Source organism: Mesorhizobium sp. (assembly GCF_017306585.1).
Taxonomy (GTDB): Bacteria; Pseudomonadota; Alphaproteobacteria; order Rhizobiales; family Rhizobiaceae; genus Mesorhizobium.
Genome location: NZ_JAFKIC010000129.1, coordinates 1 through 25,729 on the forward strand (window position 1 = coordinate 1; position 25,729 = coordinate 25,729).

Sequence of the window (25,729 nt, forward strand, 5' to 3'; positions counted from 1 at the left end):
AGGCTACGCCTGGAAGGACGTGCCGGTGGCCGGCGGCGGCGGCGACGCGGCCATGACCGCGCTGAAGGCAATGGTCGCGGCCGGCAACTACCCGACCGCCTCGCAGATGCTCGGCTATACCGTGCTCGACTATGCTCAGGCAGGCGTGATGGGCGACCTGACCGAGACGGCCAAGAAGGAAGGCTGGGACAAATCGGTTCCGGCGGCCCTGCAGAAATTCTCGGTCTATGACGGCAAGTGGGTCGCGGCTCCGGTCAACGTCCACTCGGTAAACTGGCTGTGGATCAACAAGGCGGTGATGGACAAGATCGGCGGCACCGAGCCGAAGACCTTCGACGACTTCATCGCCCTGCTCGACAAGGCCAAGGCAGCGGGCGTGACCCCGCTCGCGCTCGGCGGCCAGAACTGGCAGGAAGCGACCATGTTCGATTCCGTCGTGCTGTCGACGGGCGGGCCGGACTTCTACAAGAAGGCGATGAACGACCTCGACGACGCCTCGCTCAAGTCGGACACGATGAAGAAGTCGTTCGACAACCTCGCCAAGCTGGTCACCTATGTCGATCCGAACTTCTCGGGCCGCGACTGGAACCTCGCCACCGCCATGGTCATCAAGGGCGATGCGCTGGTGCAGGTGATGGGTGACTGGGCCAAGGGCGAATTCCACGCCGCCAACAAGACCCCGGGCACCGACTTCCTCTGCTACCGCTTCCCCGGCACCGACGGCTCGGTGATCTACAACTCCGACATGTTCGGCATGTTCAACGTTCCGGACGACCGCAAGGCCGCCCAGGTCGCTCTGGCCACCGCCACCCTGTCGAAGAGCTTCCAGTCGGCGTTCAACGTGGTCAAGGGCTCGGTTCCGGCCCGTACTGACGTGCCTGACACCGACTTCGACGCTTGCGGCAAGAAAGGCATCGCCGACCTGAAGAAGGCCAATGACGGCGGCACGCTGTTCGGTTCGCTGGCCCAGGGCTATGGTGCGCCTCCGGCCGTCGCCAATGCCTACAAGGACGTCGTCTCCAAGTTCGTCCACGGTCAGATCAAGACCTCGGACGAAGCCGTGACCGAACTGGTCAAGGCAATCGACGACGCCAAGTAAGCATCACGCACGAGAAGACCTTCCCCGCTCCGGCGGGGAAGGTTCCCGGCCGCACGCCGACGGGAGGAGCCCGATGAGCACAGTTGCCACAAGCCAGATCAAGCTGACGCCGGAAGACGCACGGCCCCGCGCCACGATGCGCTCGCGGCTGCAGGACGCCTTGCCCAAGATCGTGCTGGCGCCGAGCTTCGCCATCACCATCGTCTTCGTCTACGGCTTCATCCTGTGGACGATCTATCTGTCCTTCACCAACTCCAAGACCTTCCCGTCCTACGCCATCACAGGCGCGCGCGCCTATCAAAGGCTGTGGAACTGGACCTTCGACACCGACCCGCCATCGAGCTGGTACACGTCGATCACCAATATGGGCATTTTCGGCTTCCTCTACATCGCCATCTGTCTGGCGCTCGGCCTGTTCCTGGCCATCCTGCTCGACCAGAAGATCCGCGGCGAAGGCGTGTTGCGGCCGATCTACCTCTACCCGATGGCGCTGTCCTTCATCGTCACCGGCGTCGCCTGGAAATGGTTCCTCGACCCCGGCCTCGGCCTGGAGCAGACCCTGCACCAATGGGGCTGGACGAGCTTCCATTTCGACTGGATCAAGAACAAGGATTTCGTCATCTACACGGTGGTCATTGCCGGTGTCTGGCAGGCCTCCGGCTTCATCATGGCGATGTTCCTGGCCGGCCTGCGCGGCATTGACGGCGAGATCATGAAGGCGGCGCAGATCGACGGCGCCACCACCTTCCAGCTCTACCGGCGCATCGTCATTCCGCTCCTGCGTCCGATCTTCCTGTCGGCCTTCATCGTGCTCGCGCACCTTGCCATCAAGTCCTACGACCTTGTCGTGGCGCTGACGTCAGGCGGCCCGGGAGGCTCGGCCTGGCTGCCTTCGAATTTCATGTATGAATACACCTTCAAGCGCAACGAGATGGCTGTCGGCTCGGCGAGCGCCGTGATCATGCTGATGACCATCGTCGCCATCATCGTGCCCTATCTCTATTCGGAACTCAGGGAGAAGCCGCGATGAGCACTGTGGCCACACCCGCCCGTTCCCGGCAGGATTCCGGCGGCATGAACGTCAAGATCGTCAACCGCGTCGTCATCTACGGGCTTCTGGCGCTGTTCGCGCTGTTCTACCTGATGCCGCTGTTCGTCATGCTGGTGACCTCTTTCAAGACCATGGACGAGATCCAGAACGGCAACATGCTGTCGCTGCCCAAGGCACCGACCTTCGATCCCTGGCTGAAGGCCTGGGGCGAGACCTGCGTCGGCCTCACCTGCGCCGGCATCAAGGGCTATTTCTGGAACTCCATCAAGATGGTCGTTCCAGCTGTCATCATCTCGACGCTGCTCGGCGCGCTCAACGGCTATGTGCTGACCAAATGGCGTTTTCGCGGACACACGCTGGTGTTCGGGCTGATGCTGTTTGCCTGCTTCATCCCGTTCCAGTCGGTGCTGCTGCCGATGGCCACGATCCTCGGCAGTCTCGGCCGCTTCGGCGTGACGCTGCAGAATGCCGTCGGCACGAGCTTCGGCCTGGGCAATCCGACATTGAACCTGGTCTTCGTCCACGTCGTCTACGGCATCGGCTTCACCACTTTGTTCTTCCGCAACTACTACGAGGCGTTCCCGACCGAACTCGTGAAGGCCGCGCAGGTCGACGGCGCCTCGTTCTTCCAGATCTTCCGGCGCATCATGCTGCCGAACTCGATGCCGATCTTCGTCGTCACCGTCATCTACCAGTTCACCAACATCTGGAACGACTTCCTGTTCGCTTCCGCCTACGCCGGCACCGGCGACGCCATGCCGATGACGGTGGCGCTCAACAATGTCGTCAACACCTCCACCGGTGTCGTCGAATACAACGTCAACATGGCGGCGGCGATGATCGCCGCCCTCCCCACCCTTCTCGTTTATGTTCTCGCCGGCCGCTATTTCGTGCGCGGTCTGATGGCGGGCGCGGTCAAAGGATAAACCGATGGCTTTTCTGGAAATTGATGGTCTGAGGAAGCGCTTCGGCCAGGTCGAGATCCTCAAGGGGATCAATCTGGAACTGGAAAAGGGCGGTTTCCTGGTTCTGGTCGGCCCCTCCGGCTGCGGCAAGTCCACGCTGCTCAACACCATCGCCGGGCTGGAGACGATCACCTCGGGCGAGATCCGCATCGACGGCCGCGCCGTCAACGATCTGCACCCTTCCAAGCGCGACATCGCCATGGTGTTCCAGAGCTATGCGCTCTATCCGAACATGACGGTTGCCGGGAACATCTCCTTCGGCATGGAAATGCGCGGCGTGCCGGCCGACGAGCGCCAGAAGGCGATCGACAAGGTGGCGAAAGTCCTGCAGATCGGCCATCTCCTCAACCGCAAGCCGAGCCAGCTTTCCGGCGGCCAGCGCCAGCGCGTCGCCATGGGCCGGGCGCTGGTGCGCGACCCCAAGCTGTTCCTGTTCGACGAGCCGCTGTCCAACCTCGACGCCAAGCTGCGCGTCGACATGCGCATCGAGATCAAGCGCCTGCACGCCACGACCGGCACCACCATCGTCTACGTCACCCACGACCAGATCGAGGCGATGACGCTGGCGACCAAGATCGCCGTCATGCGCGACGGCGAGGTGCAGCAGTTCGGTACGCCGGCGGAAATCTACAACAACCCCGCCAATGTCTTCGTCGCCGACTTCATGGGTTCCCCAGCGATGAACCTGATCCCGGCGACCATCGGCGGCAATGGCGGCGATCTGGCCGTCGTGCTCGATCGCGAGGCCCGCCAGCCGATCTCGTTGCCGATGGCCAACGCGCCTGCCGGCCTGTCCGCGTTCAAGGGCAAGCCGGTCATCTTCGGCGTCCGCCCGGAGGCGCTGACCGATCCGGAGGGCGCCGAGCGCAACGCCTCGCACATCGCCACCGCCGACTGTCATATCGAGGTGGTTGAGCCGGCAGGCTCCGATACTTTCGCCGTCACCAACCTCGGCGGCAAGGGCGTCGTGGCACGGCTGCGCGCCGACGCCAACATCCAGCCCGGCACCAACACGCCGCTGGCCTTCAACCTGACCAAGGCAGTGTTCTTCGATCCGGCGACCGAGAGCCGTATCCGCTGATGCATGTCGCCCGAAAGTGGTTCCGGTTTTGGGGCAACGACATGCATCAAGACAAAGATCCTTAGACCATGTCCAACCCCGATATCGTCATCATCGGCTCCGGCATAGGCGGCGCCACGATCGCCTCCGGTCTGGCCGGCAGTGGCGCTTCGATCCTGATGCTGGAGCGCGGCGAGCCGCTGCCGGCAACGCCGCATGCGCGCGACACACGCGCCATTTTCCTCGACGAGCATTATCGGCCGAAAGAGATGTGGCGCGAGGCTGGCGGCGCCTCCTTCAACCCCGGCAATTACTATTATGTCGGCGGCAATTCCAAATTCTTCGGCGCGGTGCTGATCCGCTACCGCAAGGAAGACTTCGCCGTCATGGAGCACTTCGGCGGCATCTCTCCCGCGTGGCCGTTTTCGTATGACGAGTTCGAGCCGTGGTATTCCAGGGCCGAACAGCTTTTCCGCGTACGCGGCTCGCTGGGCGAGGACCCCACGGAACCGTTCCACTCCATCCCCTATGCCTACAAGCCGGTGCCCGACGAGGCGCCGATCGCGCGCGCCCGCGCCGAGTTGAAAAGCCTCGGCCTGCACCCGGCATCGCTGCCGCTCGGCGTCGATATCGAGACCTGGCTGAAGGACGGCAAGACCGGTTGGGACGCTTTCCCCAACACCGGACAGGGCAAGATGGACGCCCAGACCGCGCCGCTGGCCGAAGCCCTCAAGGACGGCAATATCCGGCTCGAGACCGGCGCCTCTGTCGAGTATCTCGAGACCGCTCCCGATGGCAAAACCATCGCGGCTGTGCATTACCGCCAGAACGGCGAGGCGAAGAGGGTTTTGCCGAAGCTGGTGATCCTGTCGGCTGGCGCAGTCAATTCGGCCGTCATCCTGTTGCGCTCTCCCGCGCCTGCCGGGGCCAAGGGCGGCAAGGGCCTGGCCAACCGCTCCGACCAGGTCGGCCGCAATTTCATGAACCACAATTCGAGCGCGATGCTGGCCATCGATCCGCGCCGGCGCAACGACAGCGTCTACCAGAAGACGCTGATGCTCAACGACTACTATCTCTCCGATGGCAAGGGTGGCAAACCGCTGGGCAATGTGCAGCTGCTCGGCAAGATCGACGGCAACATGCTGAAGGCCAATGTGAAGACGGTGCCGAAATTCGCGCTCGACTACATGGCCCGGCACGCCGTCGACTGGTACCTGATGTGCGAGGACCTGCCCGATCCCGAAAGCCGCATCATGGTCGACGGCAAGGATATCGTCATGCAGTGGCGGCGTTCCAACATGCAGTCGCTGGAAGGCCTGACCAAGGTGATGCGCGAGAACCTGCGTGCCTGCGGCTACCCGATCGTGCTGTCGCGCCCCTTCGACAAGCGCACGCCGTCGCACCAGTGCGGCACGGTCAAGATGGGCGATGACTCGGCGACCTCTCCGCTGGATCCATTCTGCCGCGCCTTCGACCACCAGAACCTGTTCGTCGTCGATGCCAGTTTCCTGCCGAATTCGGCGGCAGTGAATCCGGCATTGTCGATCGCCGCACAGGCGCTGCGGGTTGCGGATCATATCCGCAAGGTGGAGCTCTTCGCATGATCCGTCGGCGCCGCCCCTCACCCTTACCCTCTCCCCGTGAAGGACGGGGAGAGGGGGTCGCCGGCGTCGCGGCCATCTTCCTTCTCCCCGTCCCTATACGGGGAGAAGGTGCCGGCAGGCGGATGAGGGGCAGCGCTGACATCCAAGGGAAAATGCTCGGATGACCCGCCCCGCAGCGATCATCACCGGCGGCGCGCGCGGCATCGGGCTGGCCTGTGCCGAAGCACTCGCCGATGTCGGCTTCAACATCGTGATAGCTGACCTCGCCGAGAAACCACCCGAAGGGCTCGTCGAAAACATCACCGCGCGCGGTGCGAAATTAACCTACGCCCAATGCGACATCGCCGATCTCGGGTGCCACGCAGCCCTTGTCGACGCCGCAAAAAACGCCTTCGGCCATATCGACTGCCTGGTCAACAATGCCGGCGTCGGCGCCATGGTGCGCGGCGACCTTTTGGAACTCAAGCCCGAGAATTTCGACCGCACGCTCGGCATCAATTTGCGCGGCACCGTCTTCCTGAGCCAGGCTGTCGCCAAGACGATGCTGGCCACGCCGTCCGCCCATGCAAGATCGATCATCACCGTTACATCAGTCAGCGCCGAAATGGCCTCGCCGGAACGTTCGGAATACTGCATGTCGAAGGCCGGGCTTTCCATGTGGGTGAAGAACCTCGCCCTGCGGCTCGCGCCGGAAGGCATCGGCGTGTTCGAACTGCGACCGGGCATCATCCGCACCGACATGACTGCGGGCGTGACCGCAAAATACGATGCCTTGATCGACAGCGGGCTGGTGCCGGCCAAGCGCTGGGGCGAAGCCTCCGACATCGGCGCCGTGGTGGCGACGCTTGCCACCGGAAAGCTCGGTTTTTCGACCGGCTCGATCATCAATGTCGACGGCGCGCTCTCCGTGCCCCGGCTGTGAATGGACAAGACAATGACCGACTACATTATCGTGGGCGCCGGTCCAGCCGGCTGTGTTCTGGCCAACCGGCTGAGCGAGGATTCTTCCAACTCGGTGCTGCTGCTCGAGGCTGGTGGCAAGGACTGGCACCCCCTGATCCACATGCCGGCCGGCTTCGCCAAGATGACCAAGGGCATCGCGTCCTGGGGCTGGTCGACCGTGCCGCAGAAAAACATGAACGACCGCGTCTTCTGGTACACGCAGGCCAAGGTCGTCGGCGGCGGCTCCTCCATCAACGCCCAGATCTACACGCGTGGCAATGCCCGCGACTATGACGCCTGGGAAAAGGAGGAGGGCCTTGCCGGCTGGGGCTATCGCGATGTGCTGCCCTATTTCAAGCGCGCCGAGAACAACCAGCGCTATGCCAACGATTTCCATGGCGACCAGGGGCCGCTTGGCGTCTCCAACCCGATTTCACCGCTGCCGATCTGCGAGGCCTATTTCCGCGCCGGCCAGGAGATGGGCATTCCCTTCAACCCGGATTTCAACGGCGCCAGCCAAGAGGGCGTCGGTTATTACCAGCTGACCCAGAAGGATGCGCGGCGCTCCTCAGCCTCGGTCGCCTATCTCAAGCCGATCCGCGACCGCAAGAACCTTGCCGTCAGAACCGATGTGCTGGTCACCCGCATCGTCGTCGAGAAGGGCCGCGCCATCGGCGTGGAGGTTGTCGACCGACCGGGCGGCGAGAAGAAAATCCTGCGCGCCGACCGTGAGGTCATCGTCTCGTCGGGCGCGATCGGCTCGCCGAAGCTCCTCATGCAGTCCGGCATCGGCCCCGCCGATCACCTGAAGTCGGTCGGCGTTACGCCGGTGCACGACCTGCCCGGCGTCGGCTCCAACATGCAGGACCATCTCGACCTCTTCGTCATCGCCGAATGCACCGGCGACCACACCTATGACAATTACGCCAAGCTGCACCGCACCGCCTGGGCCGGCCTGCAATATCTGCTTTTGAAGAAGGGGCCGGTGGCCTCGAGCCTGTTCGAGACCGGCGGCTTCTGGTACGCCGACCCCACGGCTGCCTCGCCCGATATCCAGTTCCATCTCGGCCTCGGCTCCGGCATCGAGGCTGGCGTCGAGAAGCTGAGAAATCCCGGCGTCACGTTGAACTCCGCCTTCCTGCGGCCGCGCTCGCGCGGCACGGTGCGGCTAAGGAGCGCCGATCCGGCCGACCATCCGTTGATCGATCCCAACTACTGGTCCGATCCGTATGACCGCGCCATGTCGCTCAAGGGGCTCAGGCTGGCGCGCGAGATCATGCGGCAGAAGGCGCTTGCGCCCTACGTGCTGCGCGAAGTCCTGCCCGGCCCGTCGCTCGCCAGCGACGACGAACTGGTCGACTATGCCTGCCGCACCTCCAAGACAGACCATCACCCGGTCGGCACCTGCCGCATGGGCCATGACGAGATGGCCGTGGTGATGCCGGATCTCAGGCTGCGCGGCATCGAAGGCCTGCGGGTGTGCGATGCCTCGGTGATGCCGCGCGTCCCCTCCTCCAACACCAACGCGCCGACCATCATGGTCGGCGAGAAGGGCGCCGACCTGATCCTTGGCCGCGAGCCGCTGCCGCCGGCGGTGTTTTCCGGCAATCGGGCGGCTTAACTTCAAAGGGACAAAAGAATGATCAGGCACTGTGTCTTCGTCAAATTCCGCAACGATGTCGGCATCGGCGAACGCAAGGCGATCCATGCCGACCTGGAAGCGCTGCGGCAGCTCGTAGACGGCATGGGCGCAGTGCATTTCAGCGCCAATGTCAGCCCCGAGCCCTTCGCGCGCGGCTTCAGCGACGGCTTCACCATCGATTTTCGCGATGCGGCGGCCCGTGACGCCTATCTGGTGCACGAAGCGCACCAGCGCGCCGGGGCGCGGCTGGTCGCGGCTCTCGAAGGCGGCACCGACGGACTGATGGTCTTCGACCTCGATATTACGAAAAAGTGACCGCCGGCCTTTCGAAGGCCGGCTGATCGCTGTTCTCTTTTGTCAGCAGAGCGACATATCGTTCCTTTGGGGGAACCAAAGGAGGACGCCTTGAATCTCACTGCCGAGCAGAAGAAAACCGTTCTGGCCTCATTCCTGGGCTGGACACTCGATGCTTTTGATTTCTTCCTGCTGACATTTCTGCTCACCGATATTGCGGCTGAGTTCCATACCGACGTTCCCGCGGTGTCGAAGGCATTGTTCCTGACCTTGGCGACGCGCTTCATCGGCGCGTTCTTCTTTGGCATGTTGGCCGACAAATACGGACGCAAGCCGATCCTGATGCTCAACATCGTCAGCTATTCGGTGATCGGCGCCCTTGCCGCCTTCTCGCCCAATCTCGGCATCTTCCTGGCGTTGCGCGCCTTGTTCGGCATCGCCATGGGCGGCGAGTGGGGGCTCGGCTCCTCGCTCGCCATGGAATCCATCCCGCCCCAGGCGCGCGGAATGGTCTCGGGCATCCTGCAATGCGGCTATCCGGCCGGCTACCTCCTGGCGGCCGTGGTCTACGGCCTGCTCTACCAGCAGACGATCGGCGGCTACACGGTCGGCTGGCGCGCCATGTTCCTGCTGAGCTTCGTTCCCGCCCTGATCGTGCTCTTCATCCGCTCGCATGTGCCGGAATCCCCGGCCTTCGTCGAGGCGCAGAAGTCCGTCAAACCGGGATTGCTGGAAACGCTGCAGAAGCACTGGGGCGTCGCCCTCTATGCCGTGGTGCTGATGATGTTCTTCAACTTCTTCAGCCATGGCACACAGGACCTCTATCCGACCTTCCTCAAGAAGCAGCACGGCTTCGATCCGCACACGGTGAGCTGGATCACCATCGTCGCCAATCTCGGCGCCATCGTCGGCGGCCTGGCCTTCGGCGCGCTGTCCGAAAAGATCGGCCGCATCAACGCCATCACACTCGCCTGCATCATCGCCCTGCCGGCGATTCCGCTCTGGGCCTACAGCACGACGCCTTTCATGCTGGCCGTCGGCGCCTTCGTCATGCAGGTCGCGGTGCAGGGTGCCTGGGGCGTCATCCCCGTCCATCTCAACGAGCTTTCGCCGGGCGCCGTGCGCGCGACCCTGCCCGGCTTCATCTATCAGGCCGGCAATCTCGCGGCGTCCTATGGCGGACCATATCAGGCCGGCATCGCCGAAGCCCCCGGCAGCAGCTATGGCTATGCGCTGGCGCTTTTCGCCAGCGTGGTCGCCGTCTGCATCATCGTCGTCATCCGCTTCAGCCCGGAACGGCGCGGCCAAGTGATGACGGTGCTGGGCTGAAGGGTCAGCCCAGTCGCAGCGCGATCACGCCGGCAACAATGCTGAGCGCGGCCGCGCCGCGCCAGCCGGTCATCTTCTCGCCCAGCGCATAGACCGAGATCAGCATGGCGAACAGGATCGAGGTCTCCCGCAGCGACGCCACCGAGGCGATCGGCGCCTTGGTCATCGCCCACATCACGATCCAGTAGGCCGCGCCGCTGAGCACGCCGGTGAACAGCCCGGTCTTCCAGTCGCGCGCCAGCACGGGAAGCGCGCTTGGTCCGCGAAAGATGAGGCACAGGACCAGGGCGCCAAGGGCGTCGCAGACGAACAGCCAGGCGGCGTAGCTCTGCGCGGTGGCCGCCAGCCGCGCGCCGCTGCCATCCGACAGCGTGTAGCTGGCGATGAAGACCGAGGTGCCGAAGGCAAAGCCGACCGCGCGCAGATTGAGCTTCTCCAGATGCGCGCCGCCGCGAAACGACATCACCAGCGTGCCGGCCGACAAAAGCAGGATGCCGACTATGGCAAGCGGCGCCGGCACTTCGGCGACCACGAACATGCCGCCGATCGCGGCGAGCAAGGGTGCGGTGCCACGCGCCAGCGGATAGGTCTGGGCGAAGTCGCCGGCCTGGTAGGCGCCGATGAGGAAGGTGCGGTAGCCCATGTGGAGAATGACGGAAGCGATGATGTAGGGCCAGACCTCCGCTTTCGGCACCTCGACGAAGGGCAGCGCGAACAAAGCGGCAAATCCCATGCCCAGCGTCATCAGCGTAATCGACAGGAAACGGTCGAGATGGACCTTGACCAGCGCGTTCCAGATCGCATGCATGGCGGCGGCCGCGAGCACCGCGAAGAAGACGAAGAGCGTCATTTCAGGCTTGTCGACCTCCCAGGCCGAAAGGTGTTTCGAGATCGATGTCGACACGGACCGGGAAATGATCGGACGCCACCTCGCCAATGTCCGACCCGACCGAGCGGACCCGCCCGGCGAACATGCCGCCGACGAAGCAATGGTCGAGCCGGCGCTTTGCCAGCCTGCCATCGATGATCTTCTCATGCGTGTGGAAGTCATCACCCGGTTCGATCGCCATGGCGGCGGCATCGACGAAACCGTCCAGATAGGCCGCGCCACGATGATACGGCGTGCTGCCGACGATGCGACGGTACTCAGCGCTGCCCGGCTCCATGTTGAAATCGCCCATCCAGATCGCCGCCGGCGGATTTTCCGGTTCGGCCTCGCCGCTGGTCCAGTTGCGCGACGGCTCGTCGTCCATGCCGCTCCAAGGGCCGCCATCGGAAGGCGCCCGGCGATGTTCGGCCATGAGATAGTCGATCTGCTCCAGCCGCTCCTCGGCGGCGATATGGGCGAGATGAAGCGACAGGATCCGCACCGGCCCCGCCGGCGTGCGGATCATGCATTCCAGCGCCGCGTTGCGCGTGTTGAGCGGCCGCAAGGTGCGGCGCATCGGCAGCGCATGCAGCCGCGACCAGACGATCGGCAGCTTCGACAGCACCATGGTGCCGAACTGGCGGCGGCGGTTGACGATCCGGCCATCCCGGCGTTCGCTGGCGTCCATGTCGAAGGCAGGCCCATACACCCAATGATAATCCGGCAGCAGGCCGGACAGGATTTCGGGCTGGTCGTCGAAATTGCTGCGCTGCCAGTGCCGCTCGACCTCCTGCAGCGCGATGATATCGGCGCCGGCAACGATGCGCGCCGCGCGCGAAAGATCGTAGCGGCCATCGCCGCCGAACCCGTACTGAATGTTGTAGCTGACAAGCTTCATTGATTAATCGGCTCAATTTCCGTGAAGGCAGTAGCGGTTCATCAAATTGGTTGCAATGTGCAGGCGAATGGGAGCGGCTTGTGCCAGAACTCGCCCTCCCCCAGGCACGATGATGCATCGATTCCGGATTGTTCCGGTATCCTGCTCGCGTCGGAAAAAGACGGGACTTGCCTAATAGGTCGTCAGGGGCTGGAACCGTCCAGCGGGCGACGCGGCGAGCTCGGCCCAGTCGATCTCTTCTTCCAGCCGGTGATAGGCCTCGTCGCCGATCGTGCCGTTGCGGCGCAACTCCTCGAGCGTGTCGCGCTGGCGGTTGATGGCGTAGAGGCGCAGGCGGTCATATTCGGTCGCGGCCTGGGCATCCTCCGGATTTTCCGCGATGAGACGCTGAGCCTCATACTGTTCGCGCACCACGGCGGCCGCTGCCGACGTCTTGCGGCTGAGCACATCGAGCGCCGCCTGCATGACCGCGACGCGCGCCTGAGCCACCTCCCGATCCACGGTCGTGTCCGGTTCGAAGTTGAGGATCCGCAGCAGCGGCTTCAGCGTCATGCCTTGCAGCACGAGCGTTCCCAGCACCACGGCGAAGGCGGCAAGCACGATCGGATCGCGGCCGGGAAAGCCCGCCGGCAGCGCAATCGCCACCACCAGCGTCACCAACCCCCGCATGCCGCACCAGCCGACCAGCACGGCGCCGCGGAATGTCGGGGCATCGACCAGTCGGCCTTCCTCGTCCGGGCGGGCAAACCATCGCATGATCGCAACGTAACTGCCCACCCAGACCAGACGCGCCACGATGACGACGACCAGCACCGTCGCGGCGAACAGAAAGGCTTCTCCCTGGCCCTCGCCGGAGAGCCGGCCGATGATCGAGCGCGCCTGCAGGCCCATCAGCACGAAGGCCAGCACATTGAGCACGAAAACGGCCGATTCCCAGACCGAATAGGTGCTGACGCGCCGCCGCGCCGACATGCGCCGGGGCGCCCTGCGCGCAATGGTGATGGCATACACGACGATGGTGATGATGGCTGAAAGGCCGAGCTTGTCGGCGATGATCCAGACGGCGAAGGTTCCGGCAAACTGCACCACCGTGCTGCTTGCCGCATCCTCGATGCGGGTGAGCGTCAGCAGCGAGAAGCGGCCGGACAGGTAACCGGCGGCCACGCTGCCGATCGTCGACAGCAGGATCGTTGGAACGGCGTTGCTCAGCATGATCGAGCCGAGCGCCGCCGAAACCGCCAGCCGGTAGATCAGCAGCGCCGTCGCGTCGTTAAGCAGGCTCTCGCCCTGCAGGATGGCGGTGAGGCGGTGCGGCACCTTGAACTGGCCGAGCACGGCGCTGGCCGCGACGGCATCCGGCGGGGCGACGATAGCGCCGAGCGCGATCGCCGCCGCGATCGGCAGGCCGGCCATCTTCCAGCCGACAAAGGCGACGATCACGGTGGTGAAGACCACGGCGCCGAGCGCCAGCAGCAGCAGCGACAGCCGGTAGCGTTTCAGGTCGCGCAGCGACGTATCATAGGCAGCGTCGAGCAGCACCGGCGCGATGAACAGCGCGAGCGCCAGTTCCGGATCGATCTCGATCGTCGGCGCACCGGGGACGAAGGCGATGGCGACGCCGGCCAGCGCCAGCAGAGACGGATAGGGAATCTCCAGCCGCCGCGACAGCGCCGTCAGCGCGACGGCGACCAGCAACAGAATGAGCGTCAGTTCGAAAAGGGCCATGAAAACATCGTCGCGGCTGAAAGTCGGTTGGCGGTGACAAGGTGACAGGATGGCATCGATTGTCCAGCAGGTCTTGCTTGCAAGTCTCACGCTTAGGCGTTGGGATGATCTTCATCGGCCGGTACGGCTCGCCTGCGTTCGTGGCCGAGTCACTGCCTCGACGTTGTTTGGAGGCGTTGCAACTGTTATCGTCCGTGCCGAGGGTCAGGCGACTTCAGACAGCAAGGCAGCATGCAGACCGCAGGAAGAACCCTTACGCGGCGTACGCCGAAGCAGCAACGCTCGCGGCAGACTGTTGATGTCGTGCTTGAGGCGGTCCGGCTTGTGGCCAAACGACATGGGACGCGGGCCATTACCACCAACCGCATCGCGGAGGTTGCCGGCGTCAGCGTCGGGTCGCTGTATCAGTACTTCCCCGACAAGCGCGCGATCTTCGCGGCCCTTCACGACCGACATGTCGATGAGGTGCGGCAGGTCATCAGGCAGACGATGGCTGGCTGCGCGTCGGCTTCGCTGGAGGAATTCGCGCGTGAACTCGTCCTGGGCCTGGTGAACGCGCACCTGGAAGGTGCCGAACTGCACGACATTGTCGCGTCCGCTGTTCCGCAGAGCGCGATCGGCTTCAGGAACGCGTTGCATCAGACCTTCGGGCAAGTCCTGTCACGCGCGGACGACCCGGAACGGTACAGCCTCGACGAGGCGGAGCGGATGCTTTTTGTGCTGCCCCGCATGGTGGAATCGCTCGTGCATGTGGGAGAGCATGCGCCACTCTCGCGCGATGGCGCAAAGAGCGAGGCAATCCGCACTGTAGTGGCCTACGTGAATTCCTTTCAAGGCAACGCACCGAAACACTACTGAAACGACGCGGCATTCTCCTTGGCCCACCGATCGAACGGGATCGGTTCCCGCCCGGTTATCCGCTTTACGCCATCCGTCACCGTATCGAGCCGGCCCTCGCGCACCGCTCGCCAGATGTCCACGAGAGCATCCGCATAGGCGCCCTTCCCGGCCCATTCGACGGTGCGGGCGTATGCCTGCCCGTCTGTTATGTCCTCAAAGCGAACCGGCTTGCCGATAGCCTTGCCGATCGTGGCTGCCATCTCCCCATACGACAGCGCCTCGGGGCCGGTGATCACAAGGGCCTGGCCGCGGTGATCGCGAGTTGTCAGGCAGGCTGTAGCGACGGCAGCGATGTCGTCTGGATGAATGAATGCGATCCTGCCCTCACCGGTGGATGAGCGCAGCACGCCGTCCCGGCGGATAGACTGCGACCAACCGAGTGCGTTGGACATGAATCCGGCTGCCTGAAGGAAGGTGAACGCCACCCCGCTCTCCCGAATTGCATCCTCGCCCCGCGCGTGCCATGCGCCAGTGCCGATCCCGGTTCGCACGTCCAGCGTGGAGAGCTTGACCACATGTCGGACGCCCGCATGGCTGGCGGCGAAGGAGACCGCGCGATCTCGCTTCTCGAGATCCGATCCGTCCGTGACGAGGAATATCCCGTCGACTCCGGCCATCGCCCTGTCCAGCGAGGAACCGGGGTTTTCGAGGTCTCCGATATGGATGTCGGCCCGGTCGCCGAAAAGCGCTTTGGCCCGCTTTTCGTTGCGGACGAAAACGGATGGACGTGCCCCGGAGTTGATGAGGCGCTGGGCCACCCGGGCGCCGATGTTTCCCGTAGCGCCAATGACGAGGTACTTCATTTCAGTTTGCTCCAGCCACGGATCACCTCGAGCGCCATTCGCTTCTGGCCGGCGAGAGTGAGATGCAGACCGTCGACCATGAGGTCGGGAGGCGGCGGAGTGCCCAGCGCGGCGAAGACATCGATGACCGGCGTATCGCCGTCGTGGATGATCCCGGCCACCCGTTCCAGGTCTTCATTGCGGAACCGAACCCCGAATCTGGCAAGCCCCCAATGGGCCGCGACCTGCGCCTCATTGACCGCGGGCGGAGTGATCCAGACAGAGCTGGCCCTCGTCTCTCCGGCAACGCGCTGACGCAATTCCGCGATGTTGCGCGCGGTCTCCTCGCGGTGAATGAGCGTCTTGGTGGGGTGTGGGCCCTGCGTGCGTGCGTCATTGGTGCCGAACAGGAAGAGGACCCAGTCCGGCTGCGCATTTGCAATCTCTGCGAACCGGACGAGGCCGTGGGTGGTCGTCTCACCAGCCACGGCGCTGATGGTCACCGAAATCTCCTCGGCGCCGCGGCGCATCATCAGCATTTCCCTCAGAATGACCGCCCAGGACTGCGGGTCTGAGGTCAAGCTGTCGCCGAACACCACGATTTTGGCTCCCCTGCGAAGGGGCAGGCGATCGATCATCGATCCCACGGCCTCGTCCGCGAGCAGGGCGCTGGCCGCCTCCGAGGCCTCCCTTTGCAGGCGGCCAAGTTCGGCCGCGTAGACCTCGACCGGAAGGCCAAGCAGCGCTGCATGAACGTCCTGGCCGAAATTCACGCCGCCTGGGAGAGAGGCCAGACTCCGCTCAGGCTGGATAACCTTCAGGAGCCAGTTCACTTGTTCGTTCGGCATCGGTTCACCTCGCATCTGATTGTCCGCGTAAGGTGATAGATAGCCGCGTCTCAGGAACGCCACTACTCGCGTTCTCGGACCGCTAAAAACTTGAAAATACTGAAGAATTTCGCAAGGCTCGGAATCTCCATCAGATTCCGGCGCCTACGGACACTGCCCGCTCTCAACGCAGACGGCCGTCAACCAGGGGGATTTCATCGACCGGTTGCGCAACACCGGATACGCCGGCTGGCGTCACCTGCGTCTTCTCCGACGCGCGCTACACATGCGGCAAGCTTGGAAGCCACGGGCTCGTGTCGTGGCCGGGCTGGCGGTCGAGCGAGATCGCTTCGGGCCGCAGCGCCAGGGACAGCTTGTCGCCGGACTTCGAGCCGTTGAGCTTGCCCTTGAGCGAGACTTCCTGCGTGTTGACCTGCACCTTGCCCGACGCGGCGTCGGTGACCTTGGATGCGGTGGATTGGCCACCAAACTCAAGCCCTCTGGCTCTCGAACCATCCCTGACGTAGAGCACCGGCATGATCCTCATCGGCCAGTACGATTCGCCTTTCGTTCGCCGCGTCGGCATCGCGCTGGCCTTGCATGGCATCGCTTTCGAGCATCATCCCTGGTCGGCCTTCGGCGATGCCGACAAGATCCGCCGCTACAACCCGCTGACACGCGTGCCGACCCTGGTTTTGGACAATGGCGAGGTACTCATCGAAAGCCACATGATTCTCGACTATCTGGACAGTCTCGTTCCGGTCGAGAAGAGAATGTTCCCGGTTGCCGAGCCGGACCGCCGCGCAGCCCTCAAGATCGCCGCCATGGCCATGGTGCTCGGCGAGAAGATCGTCAGCCTGTTCTATGAAAAGCGGCTTCAGGAAGAGGCACTGGAGCTATGGGCCGAACGCTGCCGCCGCCAGATCGAGAGCGCGCTTGCCATGCTGGAAGCCGATCGTGTCACCAGGATCACCATTTATTGGTTTGGCGACCGCATAGGCCACGCCGATGTCGCCGTGGCCGTGGTTCTGCGATTCCTCGGCGAGGTGCACCCGGGCCTGGTTTCGCTGGCCGATTTCCCCGCGCTCCACGCGCATGCCGCACGGATGGAGGCGCTGCCTGTTTTCCGGGCCATCTCGCAGCCGTTTACAGCGCCGGGCTGACTGTTCGAACTTGGCGAGACACGGTGTGCCGAAATTCCAGGTGTCCCGCCTCGACAATGGCTCATTCCTGGAGCCTGCCTACGCCGGCCGTAGCCTTCATAGAGCGCAAACACCTATGAGGGCTTCGGCCGGCGAAGGCCGGAGCCGAGCGCACTTTTCGTGTGCAAGCACCGCAAGCACAGGGGTCGGTGGTTTGCGGCCCGGTCTCAACCGAATACCGGCCAGCCTGCCTAGTGCAGGACCAGCATGTCGCCCGACGCGAAGGAAATGTCGGCCTTCTCGCCGACGACCGGCGGCGGCGTGGCCGAATTGTTGAACGTGTCAAGCGATACGGTATTGCCGCCGATGCCGACGCGCACGCGGATGACCGAGCCGAGGAAATGCACTTCGGCGATTTCACCAGACAGGCTCGTGTCGTGGCCGGGCTGGCGGTCGAGCGAGATCGCCTCCGGCCGCAGCGCCAGGGACAGCGTGTCGCCTGATTTCGAGCCGTTGAGCTTGCCCTTGAGCGAAACTTCCTGCGTGTTGACCTGCACCTTGCCCGACGCGGCGTCGGTGACCTTGCCTTCGAGCACGTTGAGCGTGCCGACGAAGTTGGCGACAAACTTGGTCGCCGGCCGGTTGTAGATCTCGAACGGGGTCGCCACCTGCTCGGCCTTGCCGCCATACATCACCGCGATGCGGTCGGAGATCGAGAGCGCCTCTTCCTGGTCATGGGTGACGAAGATGGTGGTGATGCCGAGCTTCTTCTGGATCGAGCGGATTTCCTCGCGCAGCGACACGCGCACCTTGGCGTCCAGCGCCGACAGCGGCTCGTCGAGCAGCAACAGTTTGGGCTTCGGCGCAATTGCCCGCGCGAGCGCGATGCGCTGCTGCTGGCCGCCCGAGAGCTGGTAGGGATAGCGGTCGGCCATCTGCGGCAGCTTGATCATGTCGAGCATCTCGGCGACGCGCTTGTCGGCGTCGGCCTTCGCCATACCGGCCACCTTCAGGCCGAAGGCGATGTTCTGCGCCACGGTGAGGTTGGGAAACAGCGCATAGGCCTGGAAAACCATGCCGACATTGCGCTGGTTGGGCTTCAGCCGCGTGATGTCCTTGCCGGCGACGACGATCTTGCCCGCCGACGGCTCCTCGAAGCCCGCGACCATGCGCAGCACCGTGGTCTTGCCGCAACCGGATGGTCCGAGGAACGAGACGAACTCGCCCGGCTCGACGTCGAGGCTGAAATCCTGGACCACGGTGTTGGAACCGTAGGACTTTCTCACATGCTGGATGGACAGGAATGGCTCGGCCATGGCTTTTCTCTCAGCTCAATTCGGGCGGTTCGCGGATTTCGGCGCGAAACGGGACAGGATCTGGATCAGCGACATGCAGCCCCAGGTAATGGCGAAGGCGATGATGGCAAGGGCCGCCGGCTCATAGGCGCGGTTGGCGCCGATGTTCTGCAGGTAGGGTCCGAAGGCCGGCCGGTTGAGCAGGCTGGCCATGGTGAACTCGCCGATGACGATGGCGAAGGTCAGGAAGGCGCCCGACAGAACCGCGATCAGCACATTGGGCAGGATGACGCGGCCGATGATGGTGCCCCAGCCGGCGCCAAGAATCTGCGCTGCTTCCGTCAGTGTGCGCACGTCGATGGTGCGCAGCCCCGTATCCACGGCGCGATACATGTAAGGCAGCGACAGCGTCGCATAGCCGATGACCAGCAAGGCGTTGGCGCCCATATTGCTCCCCAGGAACGGCAGCGGCGAATTCGAGCCGTACATCCTGATATAGCCGAAAACGATGACGATCGCCGGAATGACCAGCGGCAAAAGCGTGATGAATTCGACGATCGGCCTGAGCTGCGGCAGGCGCAGCCGAATCCAGTAAGCCGCCGGCACCACGATCAGCACGCCGAGTACGATGGTGAAGACGGCCGCGATCACCGAATACAGGAAGGTCGACTGGAAGCGCGCATCGCCCAGCACGATCTGGTAGGCGTCGAAAGAGTGGACGCCGCGGCGCATGCGCAGCGAGAACTCGACCGTCGCCATCAGCGGTATGAAGAAATAGGCCGCGCCGACGATGAAGACGACCCAGGCCCAGAATTTGCCCGACTTCATTTGAGCCACCTCTCGGAGCGGGTCCGGAACCAGATGTAGAAGACGTTGGCAAGCCCGGTAATGACGATCATGCCGAAAGCGATGGCATAGCCGAGCTGCGGGTTGTGCAGCACGTCGCCATTGATCTGCGAGTAGAGCTTGATGGGAACGATATTGAGCGCCGGGCCGGCAAACGCATAGGCCGTCGCGATGGCGCCGAAGGCATTGGCGAACAACAGGATGACAGTGCCGAGGAAGCTCGGCCATATCACGGGGATGACGACCATGCGCCAGTACTGCGACTGCGTGGCACCGAGCGTGGCCGCCGCCTCGCCCCATTCCTTCTTCAAGCCGTCGATGGCCGGCACGATAATGACCACCATCAGCGGGATCTGGAAGAACAGATAGACCGCGATCAGGCCCGATGTGGTCAGGAAATTGAACCCCATCGCGTAGATGTTGATGTTGAGGACGTCACGCAGCAAGGTGGTGACGATGCCGACACGGCCGAGCGTCGCCAGGAAGGCGAAGGCAAGCGGCAGGCCGGCGAAATTCGAGGCGACGCCGGAAAAGGTGAGCGTGGCCGAACGCGTCCAGCTCGGCAGGCCGCCGCGCACGATCGCGATGGCGATTGCCAGTCCGGCGAAAGCACCGATGATGGCCGACCAGAAACTGATCTTGATCGAAACCCAGTAGGAACTGCTGATCGACGGATCGCTGACCAGCTGCAGGATGTTGTCCAGCGTGAAGGAGCCATCCCCGCGCTGAAACGCGCCCACGACGAGGTAGAGCGTGGGCAGGATCAGGAACATCAGGGCGAAGATGAAGAATGGCGCCACGCCGATCCATTGCGTCGGCAAACGGAACGCCGTCGCCTCCTTCGGGGGCGCGGGTCTAGTGGCAAGTGTCTGATTTGAAAGCGAGAGATCGGTCATGCGCCGGCTACCGTCTTCGAGGGAAAGCCGGGCGGCCTCGGGCCGCCCGGTGGATTTCAAGTCTTACTTGACGTTGGCGCCGACAACGGCGTCCCAGTTCTTGCTGATGGCTTCCTTGGCCTTGGCCTGTTCGTCGAGCGACGGGAACGCGGCCGCGGCATAGGCTTCCGCCGGCGGCAGCTTGGCCAGCACGTCCGCCGGGATCTTGCCGTTCTTGGCAAGGTCGTTGAAGCGGATCGGGTGGCAGTAGCCCTTCAGCCAGCCGATCTGGCCTTCGTCGGAATAGAGGTATTCCATCCAGAGCTTGGCTGCATTCGGATGCGGCGCGTAGGCGCTGATCGCCTGCACGTAGACGCCGGCGACGACGCCGCTCTTCGGCACGACGACGTCGACGGGCGGGTTGCCCTTCAGCGTGTCGCGGCCGGCGAGCGCGTTGTAGTCCCAGTTGATCAGGATCGGGGTCTGGCCCTGGGCGAGCGTCGCGGGCTTGCCGACGACGGGGACGAAGTTGCCAGCGGCGTTGAGCTTCTTGAAGAAGTCGAGGCCAGCGGTGCCGGCGGCTTCGCCAGCGGCGGCGCCCGTCGACAGACCGGCGGCATAGACCGCCTGGATGGCCTGGTTCGAAGCGCGCGGATCACCGGCGACGGCGACCGAGTTGGCGAATTCCGGCTTCAGGAGATCAGCCCAGTCCTTCGGCGATTCCTTGACGAGGTCCTTGTTCACCATGAACGAGAGAACGCCGTAATAGTCGCCGTACCAGGCGCCGTCGGCATCCTTGGCGCTGTCCGGGATCGAGTCCCAGGTCGACACCTTGTAGGGCATCAGCAGGCCGTCGGCCTTGGCGGTCGGACCGAAGGACAGGCCGACGTCGATGACGTCGGGAGCCTGCGGGCCCTTGTTGTCCTTGTTGGCCTTGATCGCCTCGACTTCGTCGCCCGAGCCGGCGTCGGGGTTGAGTTCGTTGATGGTGATCTCCGGATACTTCGCCTTGAAGCCGGCGATGACGTCGCCGTATCCGCACCAGTCATGCGGCAGGGCGATCGTGGTGAGCTGGCCTTCCGCCTTCGCGGCCTTGACGAGATCATCCAGCGAAGCCGCGGACGAAATCACCGACGACACCATCAGGGTCGCGGCCGAAAGGGAAAGCACTTTCCCCGTGAATTTGAACATGTGTTCTCTCCGTTGAACTGACGCCGTTGGACGCCTGCGATCCGGTATCGTTTTCATGTGACAGCCAGATGAAAGCTTTGTGAAACCGGCAGCCCGCAGTACGAAAAAGTAAACTCTTTTTAACCTGATGTAGCAATTGGCCGGCGAATCTTTTTCCGGCTAACGAGTTTCTGCCTTGCCCTTCACCGCCTCCCCTGGTTTCCCTGCCCCATTTTCAGATCAACTCGATGCGCCAAAAACGCCTCAGACGGTGCCGGCGATGGCGTTTTCAAGCAAGGTCAACGCCGCCTTCTTGGTCAGCTTGACCGGATTGCCGCCGGCGGTCGGGTCGACCACCGCCATGTCGGCGATCAGCGCCTTGCGCTTCTTGTCCATGTCGAGCCCCTTGATCAGGCCCGGCAGCGCGTGCGGCACCTTCAATTCCTTGCGCAGCTTGATGATTGCCTTGGCGAAGCCGTCGAAGCCGCCCTTGATGCCGCAATAGGCGGCGAGGCGCGCGATCCGCTCCTCGATGGAGTCGCGGTTGAAGGCCAGCACATAGGGCATGAACACCGCATTGGTCATGCCGTGATGGGTATCGTAGAGCGCACCGACCGGATGCGACAGCGAATGGATGGCGCCGAGACCCTTCTGGAAGGCGGTGGCGCCCATGGCCGCCGCACTCATCATATGGGCGCGTGCGACGAGATCCTTGCCGTTGGCGAACGCCTTGGGCAGGTTCTCGAACACCAGCCTGATGCCTTCGACCGCGATGCCGTCGGCCATCGGATGGTAACCCGGCGCGCAATAGGCCTCCAGGCAATGCGCGAGCGCGTCCATGCCAGTGCCGGCGGTGATGAAGCCCGGCATGCCGACCGACAGTTCCGGGTCCGCGATCACGATCGCCGGCAGGAGCTTCGGATGGAAGATGACCTTCTTGGTGTGCGTCTCTTCATTGGTGATGACACCGGCGCGGCCGACTTCCGATCCGGTGCCTGCGGTGGTCGGCACGGCGATGATCGGCGCGATCGTGTCCGAATTGGCGCGCGTCCACCAGTCGCCGACATCCTCGAAATCCCAAACCGGGCGCGTCTGGCCGGCCTGGAAAGCGATCAATTTCCCGAGATCGAGCGCCGAGCCGCCACCGAAGGCGACGACGCCGTCATGCTTGCCCTTCTTGAACACGGCAATGCCCGCCGTCAGGTTGGACTCGACCGGGTTCGGCCGGACCTCGGAGAAGACGCCGTAGGGAACCTTGGCGTCGTCGAGGATCTTCAGCGTCGAGGCAACGACCGGCAGTTTCGCCAGGCCGGGATCAGTGACGAACAGCGGCCGCTTGATGCCGGTGGCGGCCAGCACCTCAGGCAGTTCCTTGATGCGGCCGGCGCCGAAGCGGACGGTGGTGGGGTAGTTCCATTTGGAGATGAGCTTGGACATGGCTTGTCTTTCCGGAAATCAGATGGCTTCGCGCAGGTGGAAGGATTTCGGCCGGGTCAGGTTGTCGTAGCCGATGGCCGACAGCGCCGCGCCCTTGCCGGTGTCCTTGACGCCGGTCCAGACCAGTGCCGGATCGAGATAGTCGCAGCGGTTCATGAACACGGTGCCGGTCTCGACGCGGTCGCCGATGGCGATCGCGCGCTCGGTGTCCCGGGTCCAGATCGAAGCGGTCAACCCATAGGGGCTGTCATTCATCAGCGCGATCGCCTCTTCGTCGTTGCGCACCTTCATGATGCCGACGATGGGGCCGAAGCTTTCCTCGCGCATGACGCTCATCTGGTGGTCGACCTCGGTCAGTACTTCCGGCGCCAGATAGGGCGAGCCGGCCTTGTCGTTAGCCACCTTCATGTTGATGTGGGCTTTGGCGCCCTTGCGCAGTGCCTCCGCCTTCTGCTCGCGGATCAGGTCGGCGAAACGCGCCTGCGCCATCGGCCCCATGGTCGTCGCCTGCTCCAGCGGATTGCCGACGACATAGTTCTTCGTCTCGGCGATAAAGCCTTCGACGAACTCGTCATAGACCTTCTCGTGTACATAGACGCGCTCGATGCCGCAGCAGCACTGGCCGGAATTGAAGAACGCGCCGTCGACCAGATTGGCGACGGCATGATCCATCTTGGCATCCGGAAGCACATAGGCCGGGTCCTTGCCGCCCAGTTCGAGACCGAGCGACATGAAGGTGCCGGCCGCCGCCTTCTCGATGGCCCGGCCGCCACCGACCGAGCCGGTGAAATTGACGTGATCGATCTTGCCCGAGCCGAGCAGCTTTTCAGTCTGCGCGTGATTGAGCACGATGTTCTGGAACACACCTTTGGGCAGGCCGGCCTTTTCGAAAGCCTGAGCGAAGCGCTCGCCCACCAGCAGCGTCTGCGCCGCATGCTTGAGGATGACGACATTGCCGGCCATCAGCGCCGGCACGATGGTGTTGACGGCGGTCAGATAGGGATAGTTCCACGGCGCGATCACCATCACTACGCCCAGCGGATCCTTCTTCACGTAACGGCGAAAGCCATCCTTGGGGTTCGACGCCGGCACCGCTCTCAGCGCCTGCTCGGCGATCTCGACCATGTAGTTGGTGCGTTCCTTGACGCCGCCGAACTCGCCGCCATAGCGAACCGGCCGCCCCATCTGCCAGGCGATCTCAGGCACGATCTCATCGGTCATCGCCACCAGCGCCTCGAGCATCGCAAGCATGTATTTGCCGCGCTCGGCAATCGGCACCTGCGCCCATTTCTCCTGCGCTGCCCGCGCGCGCTCGACCGCTGCGTTGACAGCCTGGTCCGTCGCAATGGGCCGTTCGGCGTAGATCGATCCGTCGATGGGGGTGATGAGTTTGACCGTTTCGGTCATTTGCAGGTCCTCGTGTTACACAATCGAAAATCATTTGGCTTGGCGCTGCCCCTCATCCGCCTGCCGCACCTTCTCCCCCGTATAGGGGCGGGAGAAGGTGAACTCCAACGTCGGCGCCCCCTCTCCCCGTTCTTCACGGGGAGAGGGTAAGGGTGAGGGGCCGCGCCGACGTTCGCAGTTACCTTAATACCGCTCGAAGCCCCTATGCAGTTCCCAGTCCGTAATCCGGCGGTCGTATTCGAACTGCTCCCACTTGGCCGTGTGGACATAGTGCTCCAGCACATCCTCGCCGAGCGCCTGCTTCAGCATCTTCGACTTGGCCAGTGTCTCCGTCGCGTCACGCAGCGTCTTCGGGATCTCCGGCAGGCGCGAAGCCTGGTAGGCATCGCCGACGAACGGCTTCTGCAATTCCAGCTTCTCGTCGATGCCGGCAAGGCCGGCCGCGATCAGCGCCGCGAAGGCAAGGTACGGATTGAGGTCGGCGCCGCCGATGCGGCATTCCATGCGGATGCCCTTCGTCCCCTCGCCGCACAGGCGGAAGCCGGCGGTGCGGTTGTCCTCGCTCCACATGATCTTGGTCGGCGCGAAGGTGCCGGCCTGGAAGCGCTTGTAGGAGTTGATGTAGGGCGCCAGGAACCAGGTGAATTCCTTGGCGTATTTCAGCTGCCCCGCGGCCCATTGCTGGCCGAGCGTCGACAGCGTCCATTCGGCCTTCTTGTCGAAGAACAGCGGCGTCTTGCCGTCGGCGCTCCACAGCGAATTGTGGATGTGGCTGGAGCTGCCGGCGAGCCCGTAATTATACTTGGACATGAAGGAGATCGCCTTGCCTTCGGACTCGGCGATTTCCTTGGCTCCGTTCTTCAGGATGACGTGGCGGTCGGCCATGTCGAGCGCCTCGGCATAGCGTACATTGATCTCTTCCTGGCCCGGACCCCATTCGCCCTTCGAGTTCTCGATCGGGATGCCGGCCGCTTCCATCTCGTTGCGAAGCCGGCGCATGACGCCTTCTTCCTTGGTGGTGATGCCGATCTGGTAGTCGCCGATATAGGGCGAAGCCGTCTCGAGGCCCTGCCAATGCTTCTTGCGCGCGGAATCGTAGGTTTCGTTGAACAGGTAGAACTCGAGTTCGGAGGCGAAATAGCCGATATAACCGCGCTCCGTCAGCCGCTTGACCTGCTTCTTCAGGATGGCGCGCGGCGAATGCGGCAGGTCGTCATGGGTGTGGTGGTCGAGCACATCGCAGATCACCAGCGCCGTCTTCTCCAGCCAGGGAATGCGCCGCAGCGTGGCAAGGTCGGGCTTCATGACGAAATCGCCATAGCCCTTCGACCAGCTTGCCGCCTTATAGCCCGGCACGGGCTCCATATCGATGTCGGCGGCCAGCAGATAGTTGCAGCCATGCGTTTCATCATGGGCGGAATCGACGAAGTATTGCGCCAGGAACCGCTTGCCGGCGAGCCGGCCCTGCATGTCGACGATGCAGGCCAGAACCGTGTCGATCTCGCCGCTGGAGACCGCTTTCTTCAACTGATCGAACGAGAAATTTCCGGCCATTCCTTTGGCGCTCCAGT

Annotated in this window: 23 protein-coding genes and 1 pseudogene; 11 read left to right on the plus strand and 13 right to left on the minus strand. The window is 63.6% G+C overall.

All coding sequences use genetic code 11. From position 1 onward, the window contains the following. The 9 genes from J0I79_RS12125 to J0I79_RS12165 all read left to right on the plus strand — a co-directional run. A partial coding sequence (locus J0I79_RS12125; protein WP_292858222.1) for an ABC transporter substrate-binding protein occupies positions 1 to 1,099 on the plus strand: 1,099 nt, incomplete at its 5' end. 73 nt (positions 1,100 to 1,172) lie between these two features. After that, positions 1,173 to 2,129: a sugar ABC transporter permease gene (locus tag J0I79_RS12130; protein WP_292858224.1), complete on the plus strand. Its 957-nt coding sequence runs from the start codon at positions 1,173 to 1,175 to the stop codon at positions 2,127 to 2,129. Further along, on the plus strand, positions 2,126 to 3,076 hold the full coding sequence (locus J0I79_RS12135; RefSeq protein WP_292858226.1) for a carbohydrate ABC transporter permease: 951 nt from the start codon (positions 2,126 to 2,128) through the stop codon (positions 3,074 to 3,076). The genes J0I79_RS12130 and J0I79_RS12135 overlap by 4 nt, the downstream gene beginning before the upstream one ends. A 4-nt stretch (positions 3,077 to 3,080) precedes the next feature. Next, positions 3,081 to 4,196, plus strand: a complete 1,116-nt coding sequence (locus J0I79_RS12140) for an ABC transporter ATP-binding protein (protein WP_292858229.1) — start codon at positions 3,081 to 3,083, stop codon at positions 4,194 to 4,196. A 68-nt stretch (positions 4,197 to 4,264) separates the two neighbouring features. Then, on the plus strand, positions 4,265 to 5,779 hold the full coding sequence (locus J0I79_RS12145; RefSeq protein ID WP_292858232.1) for a GMC family oxidoreductase: 1,515 nt from the start codon (positions 4,265 to 4,267) through the stop codon (positions 5,777 to 5,779). Between the two features lie 160 nt (positions 5,780 to 5,939). Continuing rightward, positions 5,940 to 6,701 carry a 3-ketoacyl-ACP reductase gene (locus J0I79_RS12150; protein WP_292858235.1) on the plus strand — a complete coding sequence of 254 codons (762 nt, stop codon included), beginning with the start codon at positions 5,940 to 5,942 and terminating at the stop codon, positions 6,699 to 6,701. A gap of 12 nt (positions 6,702 to 6,713) precedes the next feature. Further along, the gene (locus tag J0I79_RS12155) at positions 6,714 to 8,342 is read left to right on the plus strand and encodes a choline dehydrogenase (protein ID WP_292858238.1); all 1,629 of its coding nucleotides are present in this window, start codon (positions 6,714 to 6,716) and stop codon (positions 8,340 to 8,342) included. A gap of 18 nt (positions 8,343 to 8,360) precedes the next feature. Continuing rightward, positions 8,361 to 8,678, plus strand: coding sequence for a Dabb family protein (locus J0I79_RS12160; protein ID WP_292858241.1), 318 nt, complete (start codon positions 8,361 to 8,363; stop codon positions 8,676 to 8,678). 90 nt (positions 8,679 to 8,768) lie between these two features. Next, positions 8,769 to 9,986, plus strand: coding sequence for an MFS transporter (locus tag J0I79_RS12165; protein ID WP_292858244.1), 1,218 nt, complete (start codon positions 8,769 to 8,771; stop codon positions 9,984 to 9,986). A 4-nt stretch (positions 9,987 to 9,990) separates the two neighbouring features. On the opposite strand, the gene J0I79_RS12170 is transcribed toward J0I79_RS12165, so the two are convergent. The 3 genes from J0I79_RS12170 to J0I79_RS12180 all read right to left on the minus strand — a co-directional run bounded on the left by J0I79_RS12170 (position 9,991) and on the right by J0I79_RS12180 (position 13,477). Continuing rightward, complete coding sequence (locus J0I79_RS12170) at positions 9,991 to 10,836, minus strand: EamA family transporter (RefSeq protein WP_292858247.1); 846 nt, start codon at positions 10,834 to 10,836, stop codon at positions 9,991 to 9,993. A gap of 1 nt (position 10,837) precedes the next feature. After that, the gene (locus J0I79_RS12175) at positions 10,838 to 11,752 is read right to left on the minus strand and encodes an endonuclease/exonuclease/phosphatase family protein (protein WP_292858250.1); all 915 of its coding nucleotides are present in this window, start codon (positions 11,750 to 11,752) and stop codon (positions 10,838 to 10,840) included. Between the two features lie 171 nt (positions 11,753 to 11,923). Further along, positions 11,924 to 13,477 (minus strand): sodium:proton antiporter, encoded by a 1,554-nt coding sequence (locus J0I79_RS12180; protein WP_292858253.1) that lies wholly within the window; start codon positions 13,475 to 13,477, stop codon positions 11,924 to 11,926. A 231-nt stretch (positions 13,478 to 13,708) separates the two neighbouring features. Between J0I79_RS12180 and J0I79_RS12185 the strand changes: the two genes are divergently transcribed. Next, a complete protein-coding gene (locus J0I79_RS12185; RefSeq protein ID WP_292858256.1) occupies positions 13,709 to 14,335 on the plus strand; it encodes a TetR/AcrR family transcriptional regulator in 627 nt (208 codons plus the stop codon). Here J0I79_RS12185 and J0I79_RS12190 read toward each other — a convergent pair. The 3 genes and pseudogenes from J0I79_RS12190 to J0I79_RS35110 all read right to left on the minus strand — a co-directional run. Continuing rightward, positions 14,329 to 15,180, minus strand: a complete 852-nt coding sequence (locus tag J0I79_RS12190; protein ID WP_292858258.1) for an SDR family oxidoreductase — start codon at positions 15,178 to 15,180, stop codon at positions 14,329 to 14,331. The genes J0I79_RS12185 and J0I79_RS12190 overlap by 7 nt on opposite strands. Next, positions 15,177 to 16,007, minus strand: a complete 831-nt coding sequence (locus J0I79_RS12195; RefSeq protein WP_292858261.1) for an SGNH/GDSL hydrolase family protein — start codon at positions 16,005 to 16,007, stop codon at positions 15,177 to 15,179. Before J0I79_RS12195 ends, J0I79_RS12190 begins: the two co-directional genes overlap by 4 nt. A gap of 289 nt (positions 16,008 to 16,296) precedes the next feature. After that, positions 16,297 to 16,449 (minus strand): annotated as a pseudogene (locus tag J0I79_RS35110) (spermidine/putrescine ABC transporter ATP-binding protein); the annotation flags it as partial. Positions 16,450 to 16,522: 73 nt separating this feature from the next. Here J0I79_RS35110 and J0I79_RS12205 point away from each other — a divergent pair. Continuing rightward, positions 16,523 to 17,149, plus strand: a complete 627-nt coding sequence (locus J0I79_RS12205) for a glutathione S-transferase family protein (RefSeq protein ID WP_292858269.1) — start codon at positions 16,523 to 16,525, stop codon at positions 17,147 to 17,149. Between the two features lie 230 nt (positions 17,150 to 17,379). On the opposite strand, the gene J0I79_RS12210 is transcribed toward J0I79_RS12205, so the two are convergent. From J0I79_RS12210 to J0I79_RS12240, 7 genes are all read right to left on the minus strand, one after another. Further along, positions 17,380 to 18,444: an ABC transporter ATP-binding protein gene (locus J0I79_RS12210; RefSeq protein WP_292858272.1), complete on the minus strand. Its 1,065-nt coding sequence runs from the start codon at positions 18,442 to 18,444 to the stop codon at positions 17,380 to 17,382. A 15-nt stretch (positions 18,445 to 18,459) separates the two neighbouring features. After that, entirely contained in the window at positions 18,460 to 19,251 is a 792-nt protein-coding gene (locus J0I79_RS12215; protein WP_292858275.1) for an ABC transporter permease, read from the minus strand. Further along, positions 19,248 to 20,042 (minus strand): ABC transporter permease subunit, encoded by a 795-nt coding sequence (locus tag J0I79_RS12220; protein WP_292858354.1) that lies wholly within the window; start codon positions 20,040 to 20,042, stop codon positions 19,248 to 19,250. The genes J0I79_RS12215 and J0I79_RS12220 overlap by 4 nt, the downstream gene beginning before the upstream one ends. 186 nt (positions 20,043 to 20,228) lie before the next feature. Beyond that, the gene (locus J0I79_RS12225) at positions 20,229 to 21,335 is read right to left on the minus strand and encodes an ABC transporter substrate-binding protein (RefSeq protein ID WP_292858278.1); all 1,107 of its coding nucleotides are present in this window, start codon (positions 21,333 to 21,335) and stop codon (positions 20,229 to 20,231) included. Between the two features lie 243 nt (positions 21,336 to 21,578). After that, positions 21,579 to 22,751 (minus strand): iron-containing alcohol dehydrogenase, encoded by a 1,173-nt coding sequence (locus J0I79_RS12230; RefSeq protein WP_292858281.1) that lies wholly within the window; start codon positions 22,749 to 22,751, stop codon positions 21,579 to 21,581. An 18-nt stretch (positions 22,752 to 22,769) separates the two neighbouring features. Further along, positions 22,770 to 24,158, minus strand: a complete 1,389-nt coding sequence (locus tag J0I79_RS12235; protein ID WP_292858284.1) for an aldehyde dehydrogenase family protein — start codon at positions 24,156 to 24,158, stop codon at positions 22,770 to 22,772. A 183-nt stretch (positions 24,159 to 24,341) separates the two neighbouring features. After that, positions 24,342 to 25,712, minus strand: a complete 1,371-nt coding sequence (locus tag J0I79_RS12240) for a glutamine synthetase family protein (protein ID WP_292858287.1) — start codon at positions 25,710 to 25,712, stop codon at positions 24,342 to 24,344. Positions 25,713 to 25,729: the final 17 nt, after the last annotated feature.

Bases quoted from the DNA above. Each gene is read 5' to 3' on its own strand.
- J0I79_RS12130 (WP_292858224.1), top strand. From the start codon at position 1,173: ATGAGCACAGTTGCCACAAGCCAGATCAAGCTGACGCCGGAAGACGCA.
- J0I79_RS12135 (WP_292858226.1), top strand. From the start codon at position 2,126: ATGAGCACTGTGGCCACACCCGCCCGTTCCCGGCAGGATTCCGGCGGC.
- J0I79_RS12140 (WP_292858229.1), top strand. From the start codon at position 3,081: ATGGCTTTTCTGGAAATTGATGGTCTGAGGAAGCGCTTCGGCCAGGTC.
- J0I79_RS12145 (WP_292858232.1), top strand. From the start codon at position 4,265: ATGTCCAACCCCGATATCGTCATCATCGGCTCCGGCATAGGCGGCGCC.
- J0I79_RS12150 (WP_292858235.1), top strand. From the start codon at position 5,940: ATGACCCGCCCCGCAGCGATCATCACCGGCGGCGCGCGCGGCATCGGG.
- J0I79_RS12155 (WP_292858238.1), top strand. From the start codon at position 6,714: ATGACCGACTACATTATCGTGGGCGCCGGTCCAGCCGGCTGTGTTCTG.
- J0I79_RS12160 (WP_292858241.1), top strand. From the start codon at position 8,361: ATGATCAGGCACTGTGTCTTCGTCAAATTCCGCAACGATGTCGGCATC.
- J0I79_RS12170 (WP_292858247.1), bottom strand. From the start codon at position 10,836: ATGACGCTCTTCGTCTTCTTCGCGGTGCTCGCGGCCGCCGCCATGCAT.
- J0I79_RS12175 (WP_292858250.1), bottom strand. From the start codon at position 11,752: ATGAAGCTTGTCAGCTACAACATTCAGTACGGGTTCGGCGGCGATGGC.
- J0I79_RS12180 (WP_292858253.1), bottom strand. From the start codon at position 13,477: ATGGCCCTTTTCGAACTGACGCTCATTCTGTTGCTGGTCGCCGTCGCG.
- J0I79_RS12185 (WP_292858256.1), top strand. From the start codon at position 13,709: ATGCAGACCGCAGGAAGAACCCTTACGCGGCGTACGCCGAAGCAGCAA.
- J0I79_RS12190 (WP_292858258.1), bottom strand. From the start codon at position 15,180: ATGAAGTACCTCGTCATTGGCGCTACGGGAAACATCGGCGCCCGGGTG.
- J0I79_RS12195 (WP_292858261.1), bottom strand. From the start codon at position 16,007: ATGCCGAACGAACAAGTGAACTGGCTCCTGAAGGTTATCCAGCCTGAG.
- J0I79_RS12205 (WP_292858269.1), top strand. From the start codon at position 16,523: ATGATCCTCATCGGCCAGTACGATTCGCCTTTCGTTCGCCGCGTCGGC.
- J0I79_RS12210 (WP_292858272.1), bottom strand. From the start codon at position 18,444: ATGGCCGAGCCATTCCTGTCCATCCAGCATGTGAGAAAGTCCTACGGT.
- J0I79_RS12215 (WP_292858275.1), bottom strand. From the start codon at position 19,251: ATGAAGTCGGGCAAATTCTGGGCCTGGGTCGTCTTCATCGTCGGCGCG.
- J0I79_RS12220 (WP_292858354.1), bottom strand. From the start codon at position 20,042: ATGTTCCTGATCCTGCCCACGCTCTACCTCGTCGTGGGCGCGTTTCAG.
- J0I79_RS12225 (WP_292858278.1), bottom strand. From the start codon at position 21,335: ATGTTCAAATTCACGGGGAAAGTGCTTTCCCTTTCGGCCGCGACCCTG.
- J0I79_RS12230 (WP_292858281.1), bottom strand. From the start codon at position 22,751: ATGTCCAAGCTCATCTCCAAATGGAACTACCCCACCACCGTCCGCTTC.
- J0I79_RS12235 (WP_292858284.1), bottom strand. From the start codon at position 24,158: ATGACCGAAACGGTCAAACTCATCACCCCCATCGACGGATCGATCTAC.
- J0I79_RS12240 (WP_292858287.1), bottom strand. From the start codon at position 25,712: ATGGCCGGAAATTTCTCGTTCGATCAGTTGAAGAAAGCGGTCTCCAGC.